We start from the raw sequence: 24,304 nt of genomic DNA on the forward strand, positions 1-24,304 counted from the left end.
CCATAGCCGAGAGATAAAAACAGCGCAATAATCTGGTGAGTGCTTTATGGAAAGTGGGCAGGATGTTGAGTTGAGGTGGTCCAATCTGAAATGTATTCTCCGAATTCTCCCCATGTTTGTCTTATCTTCAAGGTGTAAACACCTCTAGTTAAACTCCAGTTTGTAACTACCCTCCATTCAAGTCCCCATTCCCCGAGATTCGTGACGCCGGATCCTAAGTGGACTTGGTTTGGCGTACTTTGATGGAATGCTTCAATTTCGATAATGGAGTTGGCAAGTGCTTTGCCTGCGAACTGCTGGTTCCTGTCAAAAATAGGCGCTGTGTTCATTGGCGTATATATAACGGGTGGGGAGGCGTAAACGCTGTATGTTACTGAGTTGGAGATCTCATCTGACCCAAAATGGCGCGCGCGAATAGTGAGTGCAGGGTGAGGGAAGCCGTCTATCTTTTTACTCCAGTTTCCTGATGGGCCAACATCGCCAGCCCAATGCCATACATTCGGGCTGTCAGATCTTTCGATATATACCGCTTTTCCAGGCGTGCCGCCTGTTCCAGCCCAATAGAGATCTTCATCACCAATGGACTCATTATTTTTAGGCGAGGTTATAGTTAGTGCAAAAATACCAGTGGGCTTGTCTTTTGTTTGAATGACGTCGTCGAAGCCGTTAATGGTTTTTCGATCTGTTTTGTTTGATGAAAATTCCATAATAATTAACTCCGTTTTAATGGAGTAATTAAGTTAACGAAGGCGTGCGGGGATCTTAACTGTCAGAAATACTAGTTCCGACAGACGGTGTTAGGGTCGTGGGTGAGCGAACTCTTGAGGAAACGCCGACGCCGTAATTCCCCATTGCCCTAGCCAATAACTGAGGATGATCACATAAGGCGCGGCATTGAACGGCACGACAAAGCGGCTGATGCCAATCACGCTATCCGAAAACACAAACGCTACTGCACCAACCGCTGCCAGCAGCGCCGAGCGCTTGGGCACATCGGTGCCGAGTCGCGCCAGCGCACGCCAGAGCATCGCGCTGATCGCCAGGCCGTAGACGATCACCGGGATCAGCAACGGCCCGAGCCCGTGAGCGATCAGAATCCCCAGCAGCACGACGCCCACACCCGAGGCCAGGATCAATGGCAACAAGGCCAGGCGCCGACAATCGCTCAGATACGCTTTCAGGTAAGCCAGATGCGCAACCAGAAACGCCCCGAGCCCGAATACGAACAGGTCCCTCGGCCACGCCAGCAGCACATCGCCGAGCAGGGAGAAGATCAATCCGAGGCTGATCCAGCGCCGATACTCGCTCGGTGGCGCATCGTGCAGCCAGCCGAGCAGCGCCAGGACGGGCAGTGGCTTGACCAACAGGCAGAGCAGCGCGGCGTGCACGCTCAGGCCGTAGAGGAACGTCACCGCGCCCATGAGCGCCAGAATCAGCCAGCCCACGGTCAGTTAACCGATATGTTGCAGTCGAAGGCGTCCACCGGCAGCACTTCCGGCGCCCAAGGCTGTTGCGAAGTCAGACGCAAACGCCCGGTCCCGGTGGTGAAGGCCTGAAAGCGCCAGGTGGAAATCCCGGCGGCGCCGACCACACCGGCATCTTCCGGGTTGGTATAGACCTCGGGGCTGAGCGCACGCAACACGCCACCGGCCGAATCCTGGATGGCCCAGCGGTAACCCGTGGTCGGGTTGCTTGGCAGGGTCAGGATCAGGTTTTGCCCGCTGGTGAGCTTCACCGGGCATTCGCTTTGTTTTTCCACGGTCACATTCTGCTTCGGTTGCGTGGCGCAGGCGGCCAGCAGCGCGAGGGCGAGGGGGACAAACAGGCGAGTGGGGGACATAAGGTCAGTGGCTCCGGCGTTCACGACGAACGGTGAGCATAACTGAGATGAGACAGGGTGTAACAGTCGCAGAAGGATGTGGTGGCAGGGAGGACGCCTTCGCGGGCAAGCCTGCTCCCACAGTGTTCAGCGGTGCTCACACATGTTGTGTTCACCGCAAAATCCTGTGGGAGCGGGCTTGCCCGCGAAAGCAATCAAACAGTCACTACAGGACTATCAGAAAAGTACCTTCGCCACATCCGCAAAGCGCTTGGCGAAGTGCACGGTAATGCCTTCCTTCAGATACTCCGGCAGTTCCTCGAAATTGCCCCGGTTGGCCTCCGGCAGGATTAGCTCGAAAATCTTCTGCCGCCGCGCCGCGATGACTTTTTCACGTACCCCGCCAATCGGCAGCACGTGCCCGGTCAACGTCAGTTCGCCGGTCATCGCCACGCCTTTCTTCGGCGGCTGGTTACGCGCCAGCGAGAGCAGGGCGCTGGCCATGGTCACGCCGGCGCTCGGGCCGTCTTTCGGGGTGGCGCCTTCCGGTACGTGCAGGTGCACGAACGCCTCGTCGAAGAACTTCGGATCACCGCCAAACGACTTCAGATTGGAACTGACGTAGCTGTAGGCGATTTCCGCGGATTCCTTCATCACATCACCCAGTTGCCCGGTGAGTTTGAAACCACGGTTCAAGGTGTGGATGCGCGTTGCTTCGATCGGCAGGGTGGCGCCGCCCATGCTGGTCCAGGCCAGCCCGGTGATCACGCCGATGCCCGACAGCACTTGCTCGTTGCGGAACACCGGTTTGCCCAGTGAGGTTTCAAGGTCTTTGGGGCCGAGCTTGATCACGGCATTCGGGTCGTCGAGCAGCTTCATCACCGCTTTGCGCACCAGTTTGCCGAGGTTTTTTTCCAGCTGACGGACACCGGCTTCGCGGGCATAACCGTCGATCAATGCCTTGAGCGCGCTGTCGCTGATGCTCAGGCTGCCCTTGGACACGCCGGCCTTCTCAAGCTGTTTCGGCCACAGGTGACGCTTGGCGATGGCGACTTTTTCTTCGGTGATATAGCCCGACAGGCGAATCACTTCCATCCGGTCGAGCAATGGCCCGGGAATCGAATCGAGGGTGTTGGCGGTGCAGATGAACAGCACCTTCGACAGGTCCATGCGCAAGTCGAGGTAGTGGTCGAGGAATTCGACGTTCTGCTCCGGATCGAGGGTTTCCAGCAGCGCCGAGGCCGGGTCGCCCTGGTAGCTCTGGCCCATCTTGTCGATCTCGTCGAGCATGATCACCGGGTTCATCACCTCGACGTCTTTCAACGCCTGCACCAGTTTGCCCGGCTGCGCGCCGATGTAGGTGCGACGATGGCCCTTGATCTCGGCTTCGTCGCGCATGCCACCGAGGCTGAAGCGGTAGAACGGCCGGCCGAGGGATTCGGCGATGGATCTGCCGACGCTGGTCTTGCCCACGCCCGGCGGGCCGACCAGCAGCACGATGGAGCCGCTGATCTCGCCTTTATAAGCACCGACCGCCAGGAACTCGAGGATGCGGTCCTTGATGTCATCGAGGCCGGCATGGTGCTTGTCCAGCACCTTGCGCGCGTGCTTGAGGTCGAGTTTGTCCTCGCCGTACACGCCCCACGGCACCGAGGTCGCCCAGTCGATGTAATTGCGGGTGACGGCATACTCCGGCGAGCCGGTCTCGAGGATCGACAGCTTGTTCATTTCCTCTTCCAGGCGCTTCTGCACCTGCACCGGCAGGACTTTACCCACCAGTCGCTGTTCGAACTGTTCGAGGTCGGCGCTGCGGTCGTCCTTGGTCAGCCCCAGTTCCTGCTGGATGACCTTGAGCTGTTCCTTGAGGAAGAACTCACGCTGATGTTCGCCGATCTTGCGGTTAACTTCGGCGGAGATTTCTTTCTGCAGGCGCGCGACTTCGACTTCCTTGCGCAGCATCGGCAGGACTTTTTCCATGCGCTTGAGCATCGGTACGCAGTCGAGCACTTCCTGCAGTTCGCTGCCGGTGGCCGAGGTCAGGGCGGCGGCGAAGTCGGTCAGCGGCGACGGATCGTTGGGGCTGAAGCGGTTGAGGTAATTCTTCAGCTCTTCGCTGTACAGCGGATTGAGCGGCAGCAGTTCCTTGATCGCATTGATCAGCGCCATGCCGTAGGCCTTGACCTCGTCGGTCGGCTCGGTGGGCTGGTGCGGGTATTCGACTTCCACCAGGTACGGCGGGCGATGGTGTTTGAGCCAGGTCTTCAGGCGCACGCGGGTCAGGCCCTGGGCGACGAACTGCAGCTTGCCGTTTTCGCGGCTGGCGTGATGCACCTTGACCAGCGTGCCGTAGAGCGGCAGGGCCGAAGTGTCGAAATGACGCGGGTCTTCCTGGGGCGTGTCCATGTAGAACAGGGCCAGGGAGTGGTGATCGGATTTGGCGACAAGGTCCAGGGTTTCGGCCCAGGGCTCTTCATTGACGATGACCGGCAGCACCTGGGCCGGGAAGAACGGTCGGTTGTGGATCGGGATGATGTAGACCTTGTCCGGCAGGTTCTGGCCAGGCAGGGCGAGGCCTTTGCCGGTGGAGTGTTGGGTGGCGTTTTCGGGGTCGGCGTATTCGCTCGGGTCTTCAGGGAATTCTTGCTGGTCGCTCATGGGGCACCTGCGCAATGGAGTATGGGTCTTAGATGGGGCAGGTTGGCGGTGGTTTCAATGATGCCTGGGCATTAACCAGTCATTCAAAGGTGTATTCAGCAGGGATTCAGGTTAGCTGGATTTCACGGCGACACGTCCACCTGTAGGAGCGAGCCTGCTCTCGAAGGCGTGTCAGTTGACACCAACGTAGCGGATACACCATCGCGAGCAGGCTCGCTCCTACAGGGGTGGGGCGTGTGGTGGTATGAAATCTGCGGGCACAAAAAAGGCGACGCCTGTGAGGGCGTCGCCTTTCGTTTTACTGCCGCTAAAACTTACTCGGGCAGTTTGTACGCAATCACATAGTCACCCATCTTGGTCCCCAGCGAACCATGACCGCCGACCACGAGCAGCACGTATTGTTTGCCGTCCTTGCCGGTGTAGGTCATTGGTGTCGCCTGGCCGCCGGCCGGCAGGCGCGACTTCCAGAGTTCCTTGCCGGTGTTGACGTCATAGGCGCGCAGGTACTGATCCAGGGTGCCGCTGAGGAAGCCGACGCCGCCGGCAGTGACCATCGAGCCACCCATGCTTGGCACGCCGAGGGGCAGGCCGATCGGCAGCGGCGAGCTGTCGCGGCTGGTGCCGTTCTTGCGTTTCCACACGATTTTGCTGGTGGTCAGGTCGATACCGGCCACGTAACCCCAGGACGGCGCCTGGCATGGCACGCCGAACGGCGACATGAACGGGTGCATGATCACCGCGTAAGGGGCGCCCGTGTTCAACTGCACGCCAGAGGTTTCGCTCTCGCGCTTGCTACCGGCCGCGACTTGGGCGCGCGGTACCATCTTCGAGACGAAAGCCATGTAGTTCGGGCTGGTGAACAACAGCTGGCGAACCGGGTCGACCGACACGCCGCCCCAGTTGAACACACCGACGTTACCGGGATAGATCAGGCTGCCCTGTTCCGATGGCGGGGTGTACTGGCCTTCGTAACGCAGTTCCTTGAACTGGATGCGGCACAGCATCTGGTCGAACGGACTGGCACCCCACATGGCTTTTTCGGTCAGTTCCGGGGCCAGCAGGTTCAGGTCCGAACGGGCCTGGGTCGGTGCGGTGTGGTCACCCTTCACGGCGCCTTGCGGGACCGGGATTTCACGGATCGGAATGATCGGCGTGCCGTCGCGACGGTCGAGGACGTACAGACTGCCTTGCTTGGTCGGTGCGATCAGTGCAGGTTTCACGCCGTCGGCGGTTTTCATGTCCAGCAGGGTTGGCTGGCTGCCGACGTCCATGTCCCACAGGTCGTGGTGGGTGAACTGGTAGTTCCAGCGCACCTTGCCGGTGGCCAGATCCAGAGCGACCAGGCCGGCGCTGAATTTTTCGGCGCCAGGGGTGCGGTCCCCGCCCCACTGGTCAGGCGTCTGATTGCCCAGCGGCAGGTAAACCATGCCGAGTTTTTCGTCGACGCTGGCCAGCGACCACATGTTCGCCGAATTGCGGCTGTAGGTCTGGCCCGGTGCCAAAGGCTCGGTGGCGTCCGGGTTGTTGCTGTCCCAGTTCCACACCAGGTGACCGTCGCGCACGTCGTAGGCGCGGATCACACCGGACGGCTCGTTGGTCGACTCGTTGTCGGTGACGTGGCCACCCATGATCACTAGGTCGCGGGTGATCGCGGCCGGCGAGGTGGAGTAGTAGCCACCCGGCGTGAACGGGCCGATGCCCTGGGTCAAGTCCACCACGCCATTGTTGCCGAAGCCTTCGCAGATCTTGCCGGTGTCGGCATTCAGTGCGATCAGGCGCGCATCGGCGGTCGGCAGGTACAGGCGACGCGGGCAAGCCTGGGCAACGGCTTTACCGGCCTCGGAGATGACGGCGGACGCAGCGGTTTCAGACTTGGCGTAAGCGGCTTCGTCGTAGTACGACACGCCACGGCAGGTCATGTGGGCGAAGCCCTTGAAGCCCACCGGGCTCTTGATCTGCGGGTCGAAGCGCCAGATTTCCTTGCCGGTGTCCGGGTCCAGCGCCAGCACCTTGCTGTGGGCGGTACAGGCGTAGAGCATGCCGTTGGCTTTGAGCGGGGTGTTCTCGTTGGTCAGTTCCACCGGGTCATCGGCGGTCGGCAGGTCGCCGGTGCGAATGCGCCAGGCTTCCTGCAACTTGCCGACGTTGCCGGGGGTGATTTGCTTGAGCGGCGAGTAGCGATCACCGAATTCGGTGCGGCCATAGGCCTGCCAGTCGCCTTCGGGCATGGTTGGCGCCGTGCTGGTCATGTCGGCGCTGTCGCGGCCCAACTCGCCGAGGACTTCACCGGGGTGGGTGAACTGGCTGGCAAGGGCGGTGGCACCGGCCAGCACCACGGCCACGCTCAACGCACCGGTGCCCAGTGTCGCGGGGCCGTCACGCAGCAGTGGACGACGGAACCATGGCACAAGCATGACGATGCCGAGGGCGAACCACAGCGCCAGACGCGGCACCAGTTGCCACCAGTCGAGGCCCACTTCCCACAAGGCCCAGACGGTGCTGGTGAACAGCACCAGCGCGTACAGGCCCAGGGCTGCGCGACGGGCGGCGATCAGCAGAACGCCGGTCAACGCAATGCCGATACCGGCCAGCAGGTAGTACAGCGAGCCGCCCAGCATGCTCAGCTTGATCCCCCCGGCCAGCATGGCCAGGCCCATTAGCAGAAGCAGTATGCCGAGCAAGGTCGGCAATAGACGGCTTCGACCCAAGGCACCCTCAGTGCTCATAGTGTGATTCTCCGTGACGTTTCAAGTTGTCCCGCGCCAGTTCACTGTAGATGACGATCCGGCGCGGGCATGGTTCAGATAAAAACGGTTTGATTGATGCAACCACCTGCAGGAGCGAGCCTGCTCGCGATGGACCCGAAAACTACGCGGGGTGTCAGGCAACCAACGTTATCGTTGACGACCATCGCGAGCAGGCTCGCTCCTACAGGTTTTGTGGCGTGGGTCAGAACGATGACTGGATCTTGATCCCGCCAATCAGCGCGTCATCGACCTGGTTCACGCCACCGGGATGACGGATGTACTGCAGGTTCGGGCGCACGGTCAGCCAGTGGGTGACGTGCACGCCGTAATAGAGTTCGGCGCTGTATTCGGTGTCCTGGGGCGGCAGAAAGGCCGGATTGTCGTAATCGAAGACGGCGTGGGCCTGATTGGTCGCTTCAGCATTCTTGCGATACGCCGGGTTGACGTGGACGCGGGCCATGGCGAAGCCGATGTCATCCTTGGCGCGGGCATCGAACAGGCCTTTGTAGACGAGGCCGGCCTGGACATAGTTGTCGATGGCGTTGGTCTTCTTGTCGTGCATCGTGCCGTTGGCGAACAGGCTCAAACCGCGACTGTTATCGCTGGCGACGCTGGTGACCTGCTGCTGAAGGCCGAGCCATACGCCGTGTTTGCTCGACGCGCTGCGGTAGGCCTCACCGCTCAGGGCCGCGGGCTGGCCGTTGCTGTCCTTGTAGACGTCGGTGGCCTTGGCGCTGCTGTAGTAGTAACCGGCGCGGTACTCGCCGGGCAGGCCGTTGAGCTTCGGCGTCCACACCAGCTCCACCGGCAGGACCGTGCCTTGGGTACCGCTGCCGCTGAGTTTGAAGCCGTTGTCACGATCAAGGTTCGACGGGTTTTGCTCGTAGGCACCGACCTGTGCGTACAGCTCGGGCGTCAGGTGATATTTGACCCGCATCGCCCATTGGCTGACCGGCCAGTTGTACCAGATGCCGCCGGCCCAGTTGCCGACCTGGGAGCCGCAGAACGCCAGGTTCTGGAAGTCGCAAGGGAAGCTGTTGAAGTCTTCGCCTTCGCCAAAGCGGCCGACCTTGATGTCGAGTGTCTGGTCGAGGAATTTCTGCTGATACCACATCTGCGTCAGGCGCGTGGTCTGGCCACGCCCCCAGACTTCCTGAGCCGAGGTGAAGCCGCCGACACGCGGATCGTTGATCCGGTCGTTGCTGATGTTGTTGCCGCTGCGTTTGGTCACGGTCAGCTGAAATTCGGCGTCGTTCCAGCCGAGGATCTTCTGCAGATCCAGATGCGTACCGAGGCCGAACTGGTCGCTGTAGCGCGCGGTGCTGTCATGGTCGTAGCCGCCGTGCAGGTTGCTGCCCATTTCGCCGGTGTAATCCAGTTTGAATTCGTAGCCCTTTTCCGCCAGTTCGGTGCGCGTGCCGTTCCAATCGCCGAGCATCCACGGTGAGTCGCTATCAAAGGCTGCCGCAGCCTGGGCGCAGGTGACGAGGCTCATCGCGGTCAATCCGCCGATCAGGTTCAAGGCGTTTCGGCAGGCGACAGGCGTAAAGACAGCGCTGTCTTTCGGAGATTGTAAATCAGGCATAGAGGGGAAATTCTTGATCTTTTTCTGGGGATGATTGGAAACGGCAGGCAAGATGCGTATTAGCGGAAGCGTTTCAGCTAAGGCCGGTGCAAGGATAATGTTCTGTTACAAATAGAGAAAGCGCTTTGTTGAGATGCATTCTTTCGCAATCCGTAACAGTGTAGGCGCGAGCCTGCTCGCGGTGGACTTGAACGAAAACGCGCAAAACCAGATGCCCAGCGGTGTCATTGCGTTTTTCGCGAACAAGCTCGCTCCTGCAGGATCCCAAGATCACCTACAGTTGATAGAGCGCTTCCACCCGAAGAAGCCCTCGGCTAAGGTGCGCGGCTTCCAATCCTCACTCTGCTCGAAGGCCCGGCATGACCGAACACAACACTGACCCGCTGCACGGCGTGACCCTGGAACAGATCCTCAACGCCCTGGTTGAGCATTATGAGTGGTCCGGGCTGGCCGAGCGCATCGATATTCGCTGCTTCAAGAGTGATCCGAGCATCAAGTCGAGCCTGACGTTCCTGCGTAAAACCCCTTGGGCACGGGAGAAGGTCGAGCGCCTCTACGTCAAGCTGATGCGCACCAAGCGCCCGCTCTGAACAGGGTCAACCCGATGGCGACCGGGTCTGTCGCGCGACGTCATTTTGTTGCCGTGGCAGCGGTCCTGGGTTGGGCCGGCCTGAGCATCCAGATGTACCTGATTTTCTATTCGCGGTGGACCCTGGGCGCCAGTCTGCTGGGTGGGTTGATGAGCTTTTTCAGCTACTTCACCGTGCTGAGCAATACGCTGGTGGCGACGGTCCTGACCTGTGAATTGACGTCCCGCGAATCCGCTGCACGGCGCTGGTTTTTGCAATCGTCGGTCAGTAGCGGCGTTGCCGTGAGCATCGCCGTGGTCAGCCTGGCCTACAACCTGTTACTGCGCCATTTGTGGCATCCCCAGGGCTGGCAGTGGCTGGCCGATGAGCTGCTGCACGACATCATGCCGCTGCTGTTCCTGGTGTATTGGTGGTGTTGTGTGCCCAAGGGCCTATTGCGGCTGGGACACATCGCGTTGTGGGTGATTTATCCGCTGCTGTACTTCGGCTATTCGCTGCTGCGCGGGCATTTGCTGGCGGTTTATCCCTATCCGTTCGTTGATGTGGAGAAGCTGGGTTATCCACAGGTGTTCATCAATGCCGGGGGATTGTTGGCGGGGTTTGTGTTGATTGCGTTGTTGATGGTTGGCCTGGATCGACGGCGTTAACCCTGTGGGAGCTGGCTTGCCAGCGATGACGGCCTGAAAGGCGCCTTTGAAGTGCCTGCCAATCCGCTATCGCGGGCAAGCCCGCTCCCACAAAGGTTTGCTGCACACAGATCCAATGTGGGAACGAGCCTGCTCGCGATGGGGCCCTAAAGCCGGTCACTCTTCGTCAGTGTTATCCAACCGCCAGTAACCCACGGCCTTGACGAACTGCTCATCCAGCCCATGCTCATCGAGCAACACTCGACGGATCTGCCGCGACACCTTGGTCTCGGTCGCGACCCAGGCATACAGGCTGCCAGTGGGCACCTTGATCTGCCGTACGGTGCTCAGCAGGTGGTCCTTGCCACCCTCGCGCAGCACCCAGATCACATTGACCTGGGCAGCGCTCTCCAGCACTTGCTGCTCCTTGCCGTTTTCCACTTCGATAATCACCAACGCGCGCCGATTCGCCGGCAAGCCTTCAAGACGCCGGGCAATGGCGGGCAGGGCGGTTTCGTCGCCGATCAGCAGATAGCTGTCGAACATGTCCGGCACGATCATCGAACCGCGCGGCCCGCCGATGTGCAGGAACTGCCCCGGCTTGGCCTGTTCGGCCCAGGTCGAGGCAGGGCCGTCGCCGTGCAGCACGAAGTCGATGTCCAGCTCCAGCGTGTCCAGGTCATAGCGACGCGGGGTGTAGTCGCGCATGGCCGGCATCGGTCCGTCGCTTTTGCCGGCGCCGAGTACCAGGGTTTCCAGCGCTGCCTGTTCCGCCGCGTTCTGCGGGAATAGCAGTTTGACGTGATCGTCCGTGCCGAGGCTGACAAAACCCGCCAGCTCAGGCCCGCCCAAGGTAATCCGGCGCATGCGCGGGGTCAGGTCGACCACCCGCAACACTTCCAGGCGCCGGCGTTTGATTTCGTGCATGACGCGATGAATGGCTTGGGTAACGACTTCAGTCATTCGGCTTTCTCCTGGGCAGCTTGAACGGCGGGGCCGTCGACGATGGCTTTGGCGGTGTCGTTGAGCAGGGTCGCGACACGCCGGATTTCTTCTGCGCTCCAGCGGCCGTGGTGCAGTTGCAGGGCATGGCGCAGGTTGTGCACCGCCTCGTGGATTTCGGGTGGGCGATCATGGCCACGCAGGGAACGTTTACTGACATCGATGCGCACCCGCACGCCTTCAAGGGCGACGGCTTGCTCGGCCAGGGATTGACGCCCGGCGTCGGTCACGCAATAGCGTTTTTTCCCGCCTTCAGCGTCGCCCTGAATCATTTCGCTCTCTTCCAGAAAGGTCAGGGTCGGGTAAATCACGCCGGGGCTGGGGCTGTAGGCGCCGTCGAACATGCCTTCGATCTGGCGGATCAGGTCGTAGCCATGGCAAGGCTGTTCGGCGATCAGCGCCAGCAACAGCAGTTTCAGGTCACCGGGGGCGAAGACCCGGGGGCCGCGCCCACCGCGCTCGCGGCCGGGGCGTTTCTCGAAGCCGTCGCGGCCGTCGCCGTGTTCGCGGTAGGGGGAATGATGGTCTCTCATTTGTGCTTTCTCTCGTCGTGTTTAGATACAACTTAAGATATATCTTAAGAAAAAAGCAATCCCCACCGACCGATGGCCGCCCCGATCGTCGAGCCGCTGAGCCAGCCAACAGCGCGAAAATAGTGTGACCAAAACGGGTGAAAAAGTTTAAATTAGTGTTAACTCTCTAATATTATCTTTTGGCCTATTGAATGCGGGGCTTGTGGTATTGGTCTTACAGAAGTAACTTGGGTAGTGTCTGCGAGTCATTGTCGTTAGTGTCCGGCTTGTAGTATTTCTCTTACAGTCAGACATTCTAAATTAAATAATTTCAGGTTTTTTCTTGCTGCCTTGATAGTGCTTTGGCTACGCACTTGCAGGAATTTGCCTGCTTACTTTCCAGATAAATTGATCGATCATCTTTCGGCGTTGAAAGTTCAGTTGAGCAACTAGCTGCTCGTGACGGTTTTGCTCAACTTGAACTTTCTGCGCTAATCCTTTTTAAAAGACAGGTACTGAAAGATGTTCAAGAAAATCGCGTTCGCTGCTCCTCTGGCTGTTCTGGCACTGAGTTCTTCCATGGCGTTTGCCGCCACTGAAGCCAAGCACTCCATCAGCCTGATTGCCCACGTGCCGGCCGACGACTTCTACGCGGTCCCGGTTGATTCGGATCTGGTCAACAAAGACCAGGATATGAGTTACAACCCGTCTACCGGCTCCATGCGAACCGTCGACGGGCACTTTGATGTCCTTCACACCGCCGGTAAGGTAAACGCCCGACTCGAAGGCGTGCCGAAGCTGATTGCCGGTAACAAGGCAATCGATTTGAAAGTCGAACTCAACGGCAAAGCGTTGACAACCACTTCGCAAGAAGTTGTGGGCGATACCGAATCCAATACTCGTTATCGCGCGCCGTTCAAGATCAGTGCGGTCGGTGGCAAACCTGATTCGGGCGACTACACCGGCGTTGTCATGTTGGTGGTTGAACCTTCCGTCTAAGTTTAAACACGACGGTAAAACGCTTACTTGCTTCAAGTAACGTAACCGGTCGACAAACAACTCTGTCTGTCGACCGGGCTTTGACTTTCTCGTAATCAGAGTACTTGTTCATGTTCCCGATGACGCCCATCGCGGCAGCGCTTGCGTTGCTGTTATGTAGCAGTGCATTTGCGGCGCCCACTTCTATTGATCATACGCCGCGAACTTTGCTGGCTCAGGCCAAAGGCTTGCCGGCAGAGTTCGAGGAGCATTTCTTCGACGTTCCGTTGGCGGTTCGGGTCGAACTCGATCAGCAACCGCTCGGCGAGGCGATGATTGTGTTGTCCCGCGATGACCGGGTGACGTTGCTCGATTTTACCGACACCAGTGAAAGCCGTTTCGGTGCAGGGGAGCGCCAGGCCTGGTCTTACATCCTCAAGCCCGGCGTGGCCCTCGGGGCGTGCAAGGGGCAATGCCCGGAACAAATGCTGGCGGTTCACTACAACCTGGAAAATTCATTGCTGTCGATCGTCACCGAAAATGCCGAGCGCGATAGCGAAGCCAAGCGTTTCTACGCTCAACCGGAAGGCGGCAGCAGCGGCCTGATGGTGCGTAACCAACTCAATCTCAACGGCGGTCAGGATCAAGACCTGGGTGGTCGTTTCGGTCTGGAGGCCAGCGGCAGCCTGGGCAACTGGAGCCAGAGCTTCAACATGCAGCTGGCGCGCCTGGGCGGGCCGGATGACAAGACCTATCACGCCGTGCAGGAGCTTTTCACCCAGCGCGAACTGGAGGGCCGTTTCTTCCGGCTGGGCTACTTCACGCCCAACTCCGAAGGCCTGACTCGCCAGCCCCGTTCGTTCGGCACCAGTCCCGACACCGCCGTGGGCGTGATGTATGGCAGCTCTGACAGCCTGGCCATCGACAGCCCGAAACCCAGCGTATACCCGGTGTATGTCACGGCCAACCGCCAGGCGTCCGTGGAGATCTATCGCGATGGCCTGTTGATCAATACACAGGCGGTCCCGGCCGGTTTGCAGACCCTCGACACGCGGCCATTGCCCGGCGGCATTTATGAAGTGGAAGTGCGGTTGATCGAAGACGGTCAAGTCACCTCGACCACTCAGGAGCTGATCTACAAACCGAGCAACTGGCGCAACCACGATGAGCGCTGGCGCTACAACCTGTTCGCCGGGCAGGAAAGCAAACTGTTCAGCAACTGGGATCAACAAAGCAGCGGCGATGCCACGGCGGGCGCCTCGATCAACTATTTGCTGCATCCACGGGTGATTCTCGGTTTGTCGGCACGCCAGGTGCGGGAAACGCTCCAGTACGGCAGCTCCATTGACTGGACCCTGGGCAACAGCACCAGTGTCTACGCCAACCTCTACCAGACCGAAGACCACGGCACCGGTGCCGACCTGCAAGGTCTCTACAACTACGGTGCCGGCAGCCTGGTAATCAGCCACAACCGTAGCTGGCTCGACACCACCAACACTTACGACACGCTGCCCGATGGCACCCGCGTGCGCCAACGCAATGTATTCACCGGCCAGACCAGCAATTCATCGCTGGCGCTGAATCACCGCATCAGTCGCAAGGATTCGCTCAACGCCCGGGTGTCCCACAGTGAGGGCAACGTCGAAGGGGTCGGTGTCGTACACAAATCGTGTGGCAACCACCGATCCCCTGTGGGAGCGAGTCGGGCGGCGTTCTGTCTGCTCGCGATGAGGCAGGCACATCCAGCATTAACGCCGCGTGACACTCATGTTTGTGCTTTTTACTGGCCGGCGCGCTTCATGGCTTGACGAGTCAAACGCCTCGACAGCTCTTTCTCGGCGTCACCGAGATCGACCAGCAGGCGGTCGAAAACCGCATCGCTGAACGGCTCATCGGCGAAGACTACTGTGTCCGGTGCCGGTAGGTCGTTCATCAGCTCCCTGAGCCGGCTGCGCAGTGCGGCGCGCTGAGTATCCGACGTCGATTCGGCCCATTCGCGCTGGGTATCGCGAAGGGTGTCCAGTTGATCCGACAGCTCCTGATAGCGAGTCTTGTTGGCTTGCATTTCGCTCGCATGGCGCTCGTTCAAATGCGTTTGCCAAAAATCCTGTTCGAGCATTCGGTCCACCAGACCGTCGCCTTCACCCAGGGCCTGCACCGTGTCATAGGCTTGATCGATCATCGTGTCAGTAACGCCGGACACCGGCCGGTAAAGCATGCCCTTCGACTGCCAGGGCAAGTCGAGGCGCTCTGCCAATCCGGTTTGATAGGCCAGGTAGACCTCGACTTCGTCCGGGTTGCCGCCACGACTGGCGACATCGGCGCGGGCAACCTCGTTGACCTGTTCCAGCCGCGCCGCGCCTTTGGCCAGGGTCACCAGCTTCTGCTCCAGCTGCGCCGGGTCGGTGGAATACGCGTGGGCCTCGTAGGCGAGTACATCAATGCCCATGTGATTGAACAACTGCGCACCGGCGTCGGCGCAATCCACCGGCGCGACAGCCATGGTGAACAGCTTCTCGCGCAGGGGCATGTCGACGTAGACGGCATCGAGCATGCGCCAGACGCGTTGCACCAGTTGATCCCGGGCCGGGCCGCCGGCCTGGAAGTCGCGGCTCAGGCGGGTATCTAGCAATACTTCCAGGAAGCGCTTGGCCTGAGGCTCGTCGACCAGCTGCGACCAGTGATTGGCCCGGTCGACGCCCCAGCCGGGCACGTCGTTCCAATGGTCCGCGCTGTAGTTGGAATTGACCACCCAGTCCGCCTGGCTGTTGGCGGGCACCACGGGCTCCGGAGGCAACGCCACCGAGCGACGAATGGCCTGATAGTTAACCTGGTTGGATTCCGACAGGTTGCCGACATTCAGCCGGGTGCGCGCCACGACCCAGGCCTGCGGTGAGCCTGGGACCACTTCGGGAATCAGGCTGATCGGATTGTCCCGAAGGTCCAGCAGAAAACCCCGGGGCCTGGTTTTGTTCAACGTACCTTCGGGCCAGGTGGTCATGACCGTGTCCCGCAGCCCGACGACCTTCAGCCGGGGCATGCGCGAGATATCGACAGGCCTGCCCAGCGGGTTTTTGTCCAGACGCAGAATCTCCAGATAGGTCAGGTGTTTGAGTTGCTCGACGGCGGTGGCGTCCAGCACGATTTGATTGTCACTCAAGCGCAGGCGTTCGAGCCGCTGCAGGGTGCCGATGTTTTCGGGCAGGCTCGTCAGCTCACATCGGCTGGCGCTGAGTTCGCGCAGGTTGGGGAAATCTTTCAATAAGCCATTGGCCTTGGCGGAAAACCGCGTGTTATCCAGTTTCAGGACAGTGACTTTGTCCAGGTACTTTTTCAGCTGCGGTCGTTCCGGCCATTCGGACTCTAGATTGATCGGAAGCAGTTCCCGCGACAGATCCAGCGCATAGCCATGGGGTTCGGTACGGCTGCCGAGCTCGGTATTTTTTCGTTCGAAACAGGCGAGTAAACAATCGGCAATGTGTCGTCGAACGCGGCGCATAGGCATCGGGTTGTCGGCATCCAGCCCGGCCGACTGCGCCTCCCACAAATCAATGAGATTGCGCAATTGGTTGAGATCGTTTTCCTGTTCCTCAAGAAGCTTCATTGGCTCGCCCTGTTCGGTCAGGGCAGCGGCGAAGCTGTCGACCTCGGCCTCGCTGAAATGCGGATAAAGATCCTGAATGCGTTCGTGCAGTGTCAGGCCTTCCTTGCTCAGCCACCCTCCACGCACCAACAACATCGTTTCATGCTCGGCCACCGGGCGAATGGGCGGGTCGGCGAGTACGGTCCGGCGTTCGCTGGGCGGGGCCGATTTGGCCATGACCCATTCCCTGAACTGTTCAGCATCCCCCGGTTTGTAGCCCAGGGCGTTTTGTCCATTTTCTTGCGTGGCCTGCAGGACGGCTTCGAAAAAATCATCGGCTTCATGGATCGGCTGATCCTCGCCATCACGCACCTGATATTGCCCGGCCTCGTCGCGAATCAGCACCCGCACCCGCGTGGCGTCCTCGGGGCCGACGCTGTAACGCAGATCGCCATCGAAGGTGCCCTGACGAATCTCCAGGCGCAGGTCGCCGAAGGCGTCGGTGTTGAAGCGCAAGGTGCCCAGCACCAGACGCTCGGTGTCGGGCGTGATGGCCGCGCTCGGGTACAGACCCTGGGCCGCTCGTACGGTTTGCGTTTCGAACTGCAGCTCCCGTGCCTGGGTCCTCAGGCGCAGAGGCAGGCGGTTTTCCTCGGTCATCCGCTGACGTTCCGTGGCGCTGGCATGCGCATGGATTTGTTCGGCAACGGTCGCCGGCAGCTCGGGGAAGTCGCTGAACAGCGGCGCGATTTCAGCGGGTAACGCAGCGGGCGCGATGGGCGGTGAAGACAGGCGTTGCAGGGTGTCGGTCAGCAGCGGTGGCGGCGGGGCGTTTTCAACATGCATCCGGCGCAACGCGCCTTCCTCGGTGCCGCTGATCTGGCGGATCTGCTCCAGTTGTTCATCGTCGAAACCCTCGGTGCTGTGGCCGAGGCGGCGCATCAGGGTTTTGCCTTCCCATTCGCGCGGGTTTTCCGTTTCGCAGACCCAGGCCCCATGGCCATTGTGGCGCAGGGTCGGGGCGTAGGCATCGAAACGCTGTGGATGGCGTATGCGTGGTTGCCCGGTGACTGCGTCATCCAGCACTTCGAAGTGTTGATCGTCCAGGCGCAGGATGCGCCGGCCCTGATGCGGGTGGATACCCTGGTCATCAGGCCGGGCGCCCTCGGGCAAAACCACGTCGGTGCGTTGATAGGGGCTGAGGTCAGGGTTCCACAGGCGCGTCTCACCGTTTGCCAGTTGCACCGGTTTCAGGCCTTCGAAAAACGGCGAAAGCTTCGCCTGTACCACATTGCCGGCGGCGCCTGCCGCCGCGAACGCGCCCAACTGGACCACGCTTTCCAGCACGCCGAGGGCCTGCTCACCGGCTTCGGCCAAGTGTCCCTCGGCCAGGTCGACCAGGCCCTCGACCACGCTATCGGTCAGTTGCCAGGCCGTGTACGCCAGCATCAGTTGACCGAGGCCAGGCACCAACGGTGTCGCCACCAGCAAGGCAACGTTGAGGATGTCCGAGAGCATTTTTTCCAGGTTGTCCCACCAGGCCCAGCGGGCCATGCGGTCGGCGTATTCGGTGGCGATGGCGATCTCCCGGCCATCGTTGAACACCTTGTTGAGGGTCTGTCGGTAACGGTAGCCCCACAGGTCATTGTTGAAGGTCGTCTCGCGGTCGGTCTTGATACTCGACACACTGAATTGCAGAGCGGGTTTATCCACAGGGGTTTCGCGCCAGCTCGGCAAGTTGGAACCGGCGGCCACCGGTTGCCACTTCACCGTGCTCAGACGCGCGTTCAACCCGGCGAAAAAATGCCCGCGTTGCTCATGGGGCACGAATTGACTGAAGAACTGTTGATAGCTGTTGGCGGATGCGCCATCGCGCAGCTGGCGTGTCAGTTCAGCCATGAATTCCAGTGACGAAGGGTATTGCTTGAGCGGGTGCAGCGGATCATGGGGAACATAGGCAATCACCGGGACCGGGCCGCTGGCGATGGCAGTGTCCTCGGCGATCAGGATGATGCCGCTCAAACGCGTGTCCATCATTGCCAGGTTGTAATAGGCGATGGGTTTGCCGTTCCACTTCAGCCGTGAACGATCTTCGAGCATGCCTTGCACGACATCAAAGGCCTCCTGGTCGATGTCGTGCTTCATCAGGGCCATATGCGCGGCGACATTCAGCGCGCTTTTCTGGCTGAGAATGACTTTGTGTCGCAGGACATTGCTCGTCGCTTTTTCGGTGGGTAGCAACGTGTCTTTAAGGTGCTGTTGGTAGCGGGCGCCGATGTCCAGTTCGCGACACAGGGACTTGAACTGCTCGATGCTCAGTTTTTGCTTGAGCGGTTTGACGTTGAAATGCCCGCGTTTGTCGGGGCGGGTGATGAACTCCGAGTCCTGGGTAAACGACTCGTCCCGGGAAAAGTTGTGCAGCGCGGCATCCAGCAGCGAGACAGTGCGACTGGTGGTGCCGCCAGAAAAATCATGCACCCACCAGGCCGTCTTCACCGGGGCATACAGGCGCAGCCAGGTGTCCTCGACATCGTCATCGACGCCGAAGCGGTCCTTCAGCGCTTGCTCCAACAGGGGTTTGGCAAAGGCGGAAACATCCTGCACATCACTCAATGCCTTATCGGCGGTGTTTTGCGCGGTCCAGCCGAGCTGGATGGCTTTTTTCAGCTTGCGGTGAGCGGTGGTTGACGCGTTCCTGTGCCAGTCGGGCAACGTCAGCCTGACGGATTTAAGGGCGTCGACGCGCGATGGGGAGGTGTTCAGCAGCCAGGCCGGAATGGCCTTTCTGACCTGATGGAAGTGGATGCTTTTGTCGAACGGGGGGATGTCGAGCGGGTCTGATCCTTGAATCGCCGAGGGGGTAATGGGCATTGTCTGATCGTCCTTTGATCATGAATCGGACGACCAGACTAGGTAGGCATGAGGTCAAAAAAAAGCGCAAAAATCGGTTTGAATCGGCGCCGTTGCCGGCACCGTTCTCGCAAAATCCAAGAGTGAAAAATACATATGTACCGCCATCCTTCCATTGAGTTCTCTCAGCGGCCGGCGGTGACCTCGGGTGGCTGGCACATGGTGTGGGTGCCCGGTTGCAGGTAAGGCGTGAGGATCGGCGCCATGCCCTTGAGCACCTGCACCGGCAGTGCCGAGGTGAAGGTGAAATTTTCGGCCGAACGCCCCGGCACGAACGCCGTCAGGGTGCCGAAATGGGTATCGCCGATGTAGAACACGAAGGTCGCCGTGCGGTTGAGGGACTTGGAGCTCAGGATCCGTCCGCCGGAACCGATGGCTTCGATACGGTTGTCGCCGGTGCCGGTCTTGCCGCCCATGGCCAGCGGCCTGCCGTCGGGCAGTTTGAAACTGCCGGCGACCCGCTTGGCGGTACCGGCATCCACCACTTGTGACAGGGCTTCGCGCATGGCGGTGGCGACTTCGGACGGCATCACCCGTTTGCCGACTTCCGGGTCATTGATCAGTTTGGTTTCGTACGGCGTACCGGCGGCAAAGTGCAGGCTGTCGATGCGCAGGGTCGGCATGCGTACGCCGTCGTTGAGGATGGTGCCGATCAGCTCGGCCAACGCGGCAGGGCGGTCGCCGGAGCTGCCGATGGCGGTCGCCAGCGACGGCACCAGGTGGTCGAACGGATAGCCGACTTTCTGCCAGCGCTGGTGGATGTCGAGGAACGCCTCGATCTCCAGCATGGTACGAATGCGGCCGTCACGGGCACCTTTGTGCTTGCTCTTGAATAGCCAGCTGTAGACCTCCTGGCGTTCGAACTGGCTGGCCTTGACGATATCCTTGAACGTGGCGTCCGGGTGATTCAGCAAATAGCCCATCATCCACAGGTCCAGCGGGTGGACCTTGGCGATGAAGCCTTGGTCCGGCAGGTCGTAGCTGCCCGGGCCGTAACTGTCGTAGAGCCTTATCAGGCGTTCATCCGTGAGTTTTTCGGTGAGCTTGGCGCCTGTGAGGTGCGAGCGCACGAAGGTGTTGAAGCTTTCCTGGCTGGCGTGCGGCAACAGGTATCGGTGCACGGCGGCCATGCGGATCGGGGTGGGGCGCATGCTGTCGAGAAAGGTTTCGAGCCGAGCCTGGGTGTCCTTGTTCTTGTATTTTTTCCAGAATTTGAGCAGGAATGAAGTGCCTTCGCGGTCGGCGAACGAAGCCAGGTATTCCTGACGACGCGGGTCGCGGTCGTCCTTGAGTAATTCGGAGCTGTTGTTGGGGCCGGAATAGGTGGTGTAGCGCACCAGGTCGCGCATCAGGCGTATGAACGGCAGGTTGATCGACTCCCGCAGGGCATCGCGCAGTGTCGGCATACGGCCGTTGTCTTCCTTGCGGAAGTTATGGAACACGTGCAGTCCGCCACCGGTGAAAAACGCTTCGCCGGGGCTGGCGGAATATTTGCGGTCCAGCGCCGCACCGAGCATGGGCTGCAGGCTGCGGTCCTTGTTTTGAATCAGATAATCGACCACCCAGCGGCTCAGGTGATCCTGTTCCGGCACGTCGACTTTCTTCAGTTCCGGGATGGTCATGCCGGCATATTTATCGTGCAACTCGGCAATGATCTGCAGATAGGTGGTCAGCACGCGCATTTTCGCTGTGGAGCCCAGTTCCAGTTTGCTGCCTTCGTTGATGTCGAACGGTTGATCGGTGCTGTCGGTCTGCACCCGCACCCGCGAACCGTCCGGGGTCAGTTCGAACAGGGTGAAGCTGTAGCGCACTTGCGTGGTGCTGGTGGGGGTCAACAGCCGCTCGCCGATCAGGCCGATCTGCGAAGCGAAGGCCGGGTCGGCGAGTTTTTTCAGGTACTCGGTGGCCTGGGTTTGCAGTTCGCCTTGCAGGGTGCTGGTGGCCGAGAGGTCGAGGCGGTCAAGGTCGTACAGCGGGCGATTGAGCATCCCGGCCAGACGGCTGCGGGCCACGCTGATGCCCTTGTTGGTTTCGATCGGCTGGATGGTCGGCTGGGTGGCCCAGTCGCGGTACGTCACCTTGCTGGCCAATGCGGCGGCGGCAAACGGGGCGTCGATCACGCCATTTTGGGCCAACAAGCGAATATGGCTGTCGGTGAGGTCGACCAGTTCGTCGCGACCCTTGGTCAGGTAATGGGACGGGCGGCGCTGGGCGATCATCAATGACAGCATCTCGCGCAAGGCCAGACCTTTCGCTGCCATGGTTTGCGGGTCTGTGGCGGTGCTGGTCAGTGCTTCGTTGGCCTGGTTGAAATCGGAGCCGTACCACACCCGCAAGCCTTCGGCCATGCCATGCACTTCCCCGTGACCGGGTACGGCTGACAACGGCACGCTGTTGAGGTAATCGCGAACAATGTTCTGCCGGGCTTCGAGGGTTTGTGGCCCGGCCTGATAGGCACGCACGGTGGCGGAGATCATCTGGCGGATTTTCTCCGCGCCATTGACCGTCAAGCCATCGGGCGAGTGCCGGTATTTTTCCAGCTGCGTGGCCAGAGTACTGCCACCGGCGGACTGGCCGGGTACGTGCAGCAACTTGGCAACCTGGGACCAGGCCGCCATGCCGAAGCGTGGCCAGTCCACGGCAGGGTTGGCCAGGGGTTGCCTGGGGTCGAGCAGAAAGCGGTTCTCGATAAACAACAGGCTGTTGACCACCACCGGCGGGATCGAGGCAAAGCTGGAATAGAGCTGTTGCGGATAGTGGTACTGGTACAACGGCGCGGCGCGGCAATCGGTAATCGATAACCCGGCCTGGATTTTCTCGGAATAGGGCACGAACAGGCCCCTGTCGGTGTAATTCATCAGCGCCGGAGAAAAACGGGTTTGCGCTTCGACGACGAAATCACGCTTGAGCAAACGGGGCAGGAACTCGCCCAGCGAGCTATAGCCCAGGCGCAGATCGAACGGGCCGGCGCCAGGGTAGTGAATGGCATCACTAGGGCCGGGTTTGAGTTCATAGTTGAGGGTTTGGGCAAACTTGCTGATCTCCTGCGATTGAAACCTCGACGTGCGCATCTCCTTGGATGCCGCCAGGCCTACGACAATCGCAATGATCAATATCAGCAACCAAAACGCCTTCCACCCATGCTTGACGCGACTGCGACGGGGTTTCTCAGGTATAGGCGCTTCATCCACACGTTCAGTCGGGACCACAGTTTTACTCGAATCGGTTTGCCATAACGCGCCCATAGTCGACTGATCCATTCACGCAGATTGATCTGACTTGCCTGAAGCTTAGACGGTGGTTGGCGATGGTGAAAAAATTGTGAACCTCCAACTATCGGGTTTCTTCTGTTTCCTGTGGCGAGAGAGTTTGTCGGATCGCCGCACCGTCCCGTTCGAGTGCGCGGCAGGCGCAAAACCAGGCAACCGGTTCCGTCAGGCACAACCCAATGGCAGGGTTTGGGGCCGCTTCGCAGCCCAGCGTGCAGCGCCCTCGCCACAGGGGTCGCTGCACGCTGGAAGTGCCGATCTAGACGCGTCCATTGGGTAAAAAAGGCCTGCGTATGTACATGACGACGCACCAATACCGTGCAATACTCGCCGCCACTGTAAAAAGGCGAAAAATCCTACAAAAGTCAGACAATTCATCTCCGTGAACCGGGCTTTTGCCGAGAGTTAAGCCTGAATATTGTGGTTTATAGAGTGAAAATAACTGTCTCTGGCTTTTTATACTGCACGCCCCGCTGATCCTGCAGGTTGTGTCCTGCAGGACGGTTTCGTCCACGAGGCAGAACCGGTTACGGGAAGCAGTGGCTCATCGGCCAATGCTTCAACACTCGGTGGCTATATCCAATAACAAGACGAGGTGGTACCCCTATGCCAGTTGGCAATCATCTGCCCCACGGCGAGACCGCTCAGGGCGGCCCGCTCAAACGTGAACTCGGCGAACGGCATATTCGCTTGATGGCACTCGGTGCCTGTATCGGTGTCGGTCTGTTTCTCGGTTCGGCCAAGGCCATTGAGATGGCAGGGCCGGCGATCATGCTGTCCTACATCATCGGCGGCCTGGCCATTCTGGTCATCATGCGCGCCCTCGGCGAAATGGCCGTGCACAACCCGGTTGCCGGTTCGTTCAGCCGTTATGCCCAAGACTACCTCGGCCCTCTGGCGGGCTTCCTGACCGGCTGGAACTACTGGTTCCTGTGGCTGGTGACCTGCGTCGCGGAAATCACCGCCGTGGCGGTGTACATGGGCGTCTGGTTCCCCGATGTACCGCGCTGGATCTGGGCGCTGTCGGCCCTGGTCAGCATGGGCACCATCAACCTGATCGCGGTCAAGGCCTTCGGTGAATTCGAGTTCTGGTTCGCCCTGATCAAGATCGTGACCATCATTGCGATGGTCGTGGGTGGCATCGGCATCATCGCCTTTGGCTTGGGCAACGACGGGGTCGCGCTGGGCATTTCCAATCTCTGGACCCATGGCGGCTTCATGCCCAATGGCGTTCAAGGCGTGTTGATGTCCCTGCAAATGGTCATGTTCGCCTACCTCGGCGTGGAAATGATCGGCCTGACCGCCGGTGAAGCGAAGAACCCGCAAAAGACCATTCCCGATGCGATTGGCTCGGTGTTCTGGCGGATTCTGCTGTTCTACGTCGGCGCACTGTTCGTGATCCTGTCGATCTACCCGTGGAATGAAATCGGTACCCAGGGCAGCCCGTTCGTGATGACCTTCGAGCGCCTGGGCATCAAGACCGCCGCCGGCATTATCAATTTCGTGGTGATTACGGCGGCGCTGTCGTCCTGTAATGGCGGCATCTTCAGCACCGGACGCATGCTCTACAGCCTGGCGCAGAACGGTCAGGCCCCGGCCGGCTTCGCCAAGACCTCGAGCAATGGTGTGCCGCGTCGCGCGTTGCTGCTGTCGATGGGCGCCTTGTTGCTGGGCGTGCTGCTCAACTACCTGGTGCCTGAAAAGGTGTTCGTCTGGGTGACGGCGATTGCGACCTTCGGTGCGATCTGGACCTGGGTGATGATCCTGCTGGCCCAGCTCAAATTCCGTAAGGGCCTGAGCGCCAGCGAACGTGCGGGTTTGAAATACCGCATGTGGCTGTACCCGATCAGTTCTTACCTGGCGCTGGCGTTCCTGGTGCTGGTGGTCGGTCTGATGGCCTACTTCCCGGACACTCGCGTGGCCTTGTATGTCGGCCCGGCGTTCCTGGTGCTGCTGACCGTGTTGTTCTACGTGTTCAAGTTGCAACCGGCCCCTGTGTCGCAGGGTGCGATGCAGTCGGCTTCGTAA

At 60.1% G+C, this 24,304-nt stretch carries 14 protein-coding genes and 1 pseudogene; 5 read left to right on the forward strand and 10 right to left on the reverse strand.

From position 1 onward, the window contains the following. Nucleotides 1-44 precede the first annotated feature (44 nt). The 6 genes from GQ39_RS32810 to GQ39_RS30465 form a co-directional block, all read right to left on the reverse strand. Nucleotides 45-707, reverse strand: coding sequence for a hypothetical protein (locus tag GQ39_RS32810; RefSeq protein WP_152614033.1), 663 nt, complete (start codon nt 705-707; stop codon nt 45-47). 90 nt (nt 708-797) lie between these two features. Continuing rightward, entirely contained in the window at nt 798-1,445 is a 648-nt protein-coding gene (locus GQ39_RS30445) for a lysoplasmalogenase (protein WP_047538176.1), read from the reverse strand. 2 nt (nt 1,446-1,447) lie between these two features. Further along, the gene (locus GQ39_RS30450) at nt 1,448-1,840 is read right to left on the reverse strand and encodes a protease inhibitor I42 family protein (protein ID WP_047538177.1); all 393 of its coding nucleotides are present in this window, start codon (nt 1,838-1,840) and stop codon (nt 1,448-1,450) included. A gap of 216 nt (nt 1,841-2,056) precedes the next feature. Next, nucleotides 2,057-4,474: an endopeptidase La gene (gene lon / locus GQ39_RS30455; protein ID WP_047538179.1), complete on the reverse strand. Its 2,418-nt coding sequence runs from the start codon at nt 4,472-4,474 to the stop codon at nt 2,057-2,059. Between the two features lie 314 nt (nt 4,475-4,788). Continuing rightward, nucleotides 4,789-7,200 carry a glucose/quinate/shikimate family membrane-bound PQQ-dependent dehydrogenase gene (locus GQ39_RS30460; protein ID WP_047538182.1) on the reverse strand — a complete coding sequence of 804 codons (2,412 nt, stop codon included), beginning with the start codon at nt 7,198-7,200 and terminating at the stop codon, nt 4,789-4,791. A gap of 223 nt (nt 7,201-7,423) precedes the next feature. Beyond that, entirely contained in the window at nt 7,424-8,806 is a 1,383-nt protein-coding gene (locus tag GQ39_RS30465; protein WP_047538185.1) for a carbohydrate porin, read from the reverse strand. Nucleotides 8,807-9,165: 359 nt separating this feature from the next. Here GQ39_RS30465 and GQ39_RS30475 point away from each other — a divergent pair, with 359 nt between their 5' ends. Together GQ39_RS30475 and GQ39_RS30480 are read left to right on the forward strand one after the other, a co-directional pair. Next, nucleotides 9,166-9,396: a VF530 family DNA-binding protein gene (locus tag GQ39_RS30475; RefSeq protein ID WP_007985772.1), complete on the forward strand. Its 231-nt coding sequence runs from the start codon at nt 9,166-9,168 to the stop codon at nt 9,394-9,396. A gap of 14 nt (nt 9,397-9,410) precedes the next feature. Then, the gene (locus tag GQ39_RS30480; protein WP_047538198.1) at nt 9,411-10,043 is read left to right on the forward strand and encodes a Pr6Pr family membrane protein; all 633 of its coding nucleotides are present in this window, start codon (nt 9,411-9,413) and stop codon (nt 10,041-10,043) included. Between the two features lie 156 nt (nt 10,044-10,199). Here GQ39_RS30480 and GQ39_RS30485 read toward each other — a convergent pair whose 3' ends face one another. Continuing rightward, nucleotides 10,200-10,985: a siderophore-interacting protein gene (locus GQ39_RS30485; protein WP_047538201.1), complete on the reverse strand. Its 786-nt coding sequence runs from the start codon at nt 10,983-10,985 to the stop codon at nt 10,200-10,202. After that, the gene (locus GQ39_RS30490) at nt 10,982-11,557 is read right to left on the reverse strand and encodes a PadR family transcriptional regulator (protein ID WP_047538204.1); all 576 of its coding nucleotides are present in this window, start codon (nt 11,555-11,557) and stop codon (nt 10,982-10,984) included. The genes GQ39_RS30485 and GQ39_RS30490 overlap by 4 nt, the downstream gene beginning before the upstream one ends. A 501-nt stretch (nt 11,558-12,058) precedes the next feature. Here GQ39_RS30490 and GQ39_RS30495 point away from each other — a divergent pair. Together GQ39_RS30495 and GQ39_RS30500 are read left to right on the forward strand one after the other, a co-directional pair. Next, on the forward strand, nt 12,059-12,535 hold the full coding sequence (locus tag GQ39_RS30495) for a CS1 type fimbrial major subunit (RefSeq protein WP_047538208.1): 477 nt from the start codon (nt 12,059-12,061) through the stop codon (nt 12,533-12,535). A gap of 110 nt (nt 12,536-12,645) precedes the next feature. After that, nucleotides 12,646-14,172 (forward strand): annotated as a pseudogene (locus GQ39_RS30500) (TcfC E-set like domain-containing protein); the annotation flags it as partial. Nucleotides 14,173-14,294: 122 nt separating this feature from the next. On the opposite strand, the gene GQ39_RS30505 reads toward GQ39_RS30500, so the two are convergent. Both GQ39_RS30505 and GQ39_RS30510 read right to left on the reverse strand, forming a co-directional pair. Then, nucleotides 14,295-18,968 (reverse strand): NEL-type E3 ubiquitin ligase domain-containing protein, encoded by a 4,674-nt coding sequence (locus GQ39_RS30505; protein WP_047538211.1) that lies wholly within the window; start codon nt 18,966-18,968, stop codon nt 14,295-14,297. 164 nt (nt 18,969-19,132) lie between these two features. Further along, nucleotides 19,133-22,252 carry a transglycosylase domain-containing protein gene (locus GQ39_RS30510; protein WP_047538215.1) on the reverse strand — a complete coding sequence of 1,040 codons (3,120 nt, stop codon included), beginning with the start codon at nt 22,250-22,252 and terminating at the stop codon, nt 19,133-19,135. A 630-nt stretch (nt 22,253-22,882) separates the two neighbouring features. On the opposite strand from GQ39_RS30510, the gene GQ39_RS30515 reads away from it, so the two are divergent. After that, the gene (locus tag GQ39_RS30515) at nt 22,883-24,304 is read left to right on the forward strand and encodes an amino acid permease (RefSeq protein WP_047538217.1); all 1,422 of its coding nucleotides are present in this window, start codon (nt 22,883-22,885) and stop codon (nt 24,302-24,304) included.

Source organism: Pseudomonas sp. 11/12A, from assembly GCF_000800055.1.
GTDB classification, from domain to species: Bacteria; Pseudomonadota; Gammaproteobacteria; order Pseudomonadales; family Pseudomonadaceae; genus Aquipseudomonas; species Aquipseudomonas mohnii.

Coding starts and splice junctions, on each gene's coding strand:
- GQ39_RS30460 (WP_047538182.1), bottom strand. CDS start 7,200: ATGAGCACTGAGGGTGCCTTGGGTCGAAGCCGTCTATTGCCGACCTTG.
- GQ39_RS30485 (WP_047538201.1), bottom strand. CDS start 10,985: ATGACTGAAGTCGTTACCCAAGCCATTCATCGCGTCATGCACGAAATC.
- GQ39_RS30475 (WP_007985772.1), top strand. CDS start 9,166: ATGACCGAACACAACACTGACCCGCTGCACGGCGTGACCCTGGAACAG.
- GQ39_RS30490 (WP_047538204.1), bottom strand. CDS start 11,557: ATGAGAGACCATCATTCCCCCTACCGCGAACACGGCGACGGCCGCGAC.
- GQ39_RS30480 (WP_047538198.1), top strand. CDS start 9,411: ATGGCGACCGGGTCTGTCGCGCGACGTCATTTTGTTGCCGTGGCAGCG.
- GQ39_RS30515 (WP_047538217.1), top strand. CDS start 22,883: ATGCCAGTTGGCAATCATCTGCCCCACGGCGAGACCGCTCAGGGCGGC.
- GQ39_RS30495 (WP_047538208.1), top strand. CDS start 12,059: ATGTTCAAGAAAATCGCGTTCGCTGCTCCTCTGGCTGTTCTGGCACTG.
- GQ39_RS32810 (WP_152614033.1), bottom strand. CDS start 707: ATGGAATTTTCATCAAACAAAACAGATCGAAAAACCATTAACGGCTTC.
- GQ39_RS30465 (WP_047538185.1), bottom strand. CDS start 8,806: ATGCCTGATTTACAATCTCCGAAAGACAGCGCTGTCTTTACGCCTGTC.
- GQ39_RS30510 (WP_047538215.1), bottom strand. CDS start 22,252: ATGGGCGCGTTATGGCAAACCGATTCGAGTAAAACTGTGGTCCCGACT.
- GQ39_RS30505 (WP_047538211.1), bottom strand. CDS start 18,968: ATGCCCATTACCCCCTCGGCGATTCAAGGATCAGACCCGCTCGACATC.
- lon (WP_047538179.1), bottom strand. CDS start 4,474: ATGAGCGACCAGCAAGAATTCCCTGAAGACCCGAGCGAATACGCCGAC.
- GQ39_RS30450 (WP_047538177.1), bottom strand. CDS start 1,840: ATGTCCCCCACTCGCCTGTTTGTCCCCCTCGCCCTCGCGCTGCTGGCC.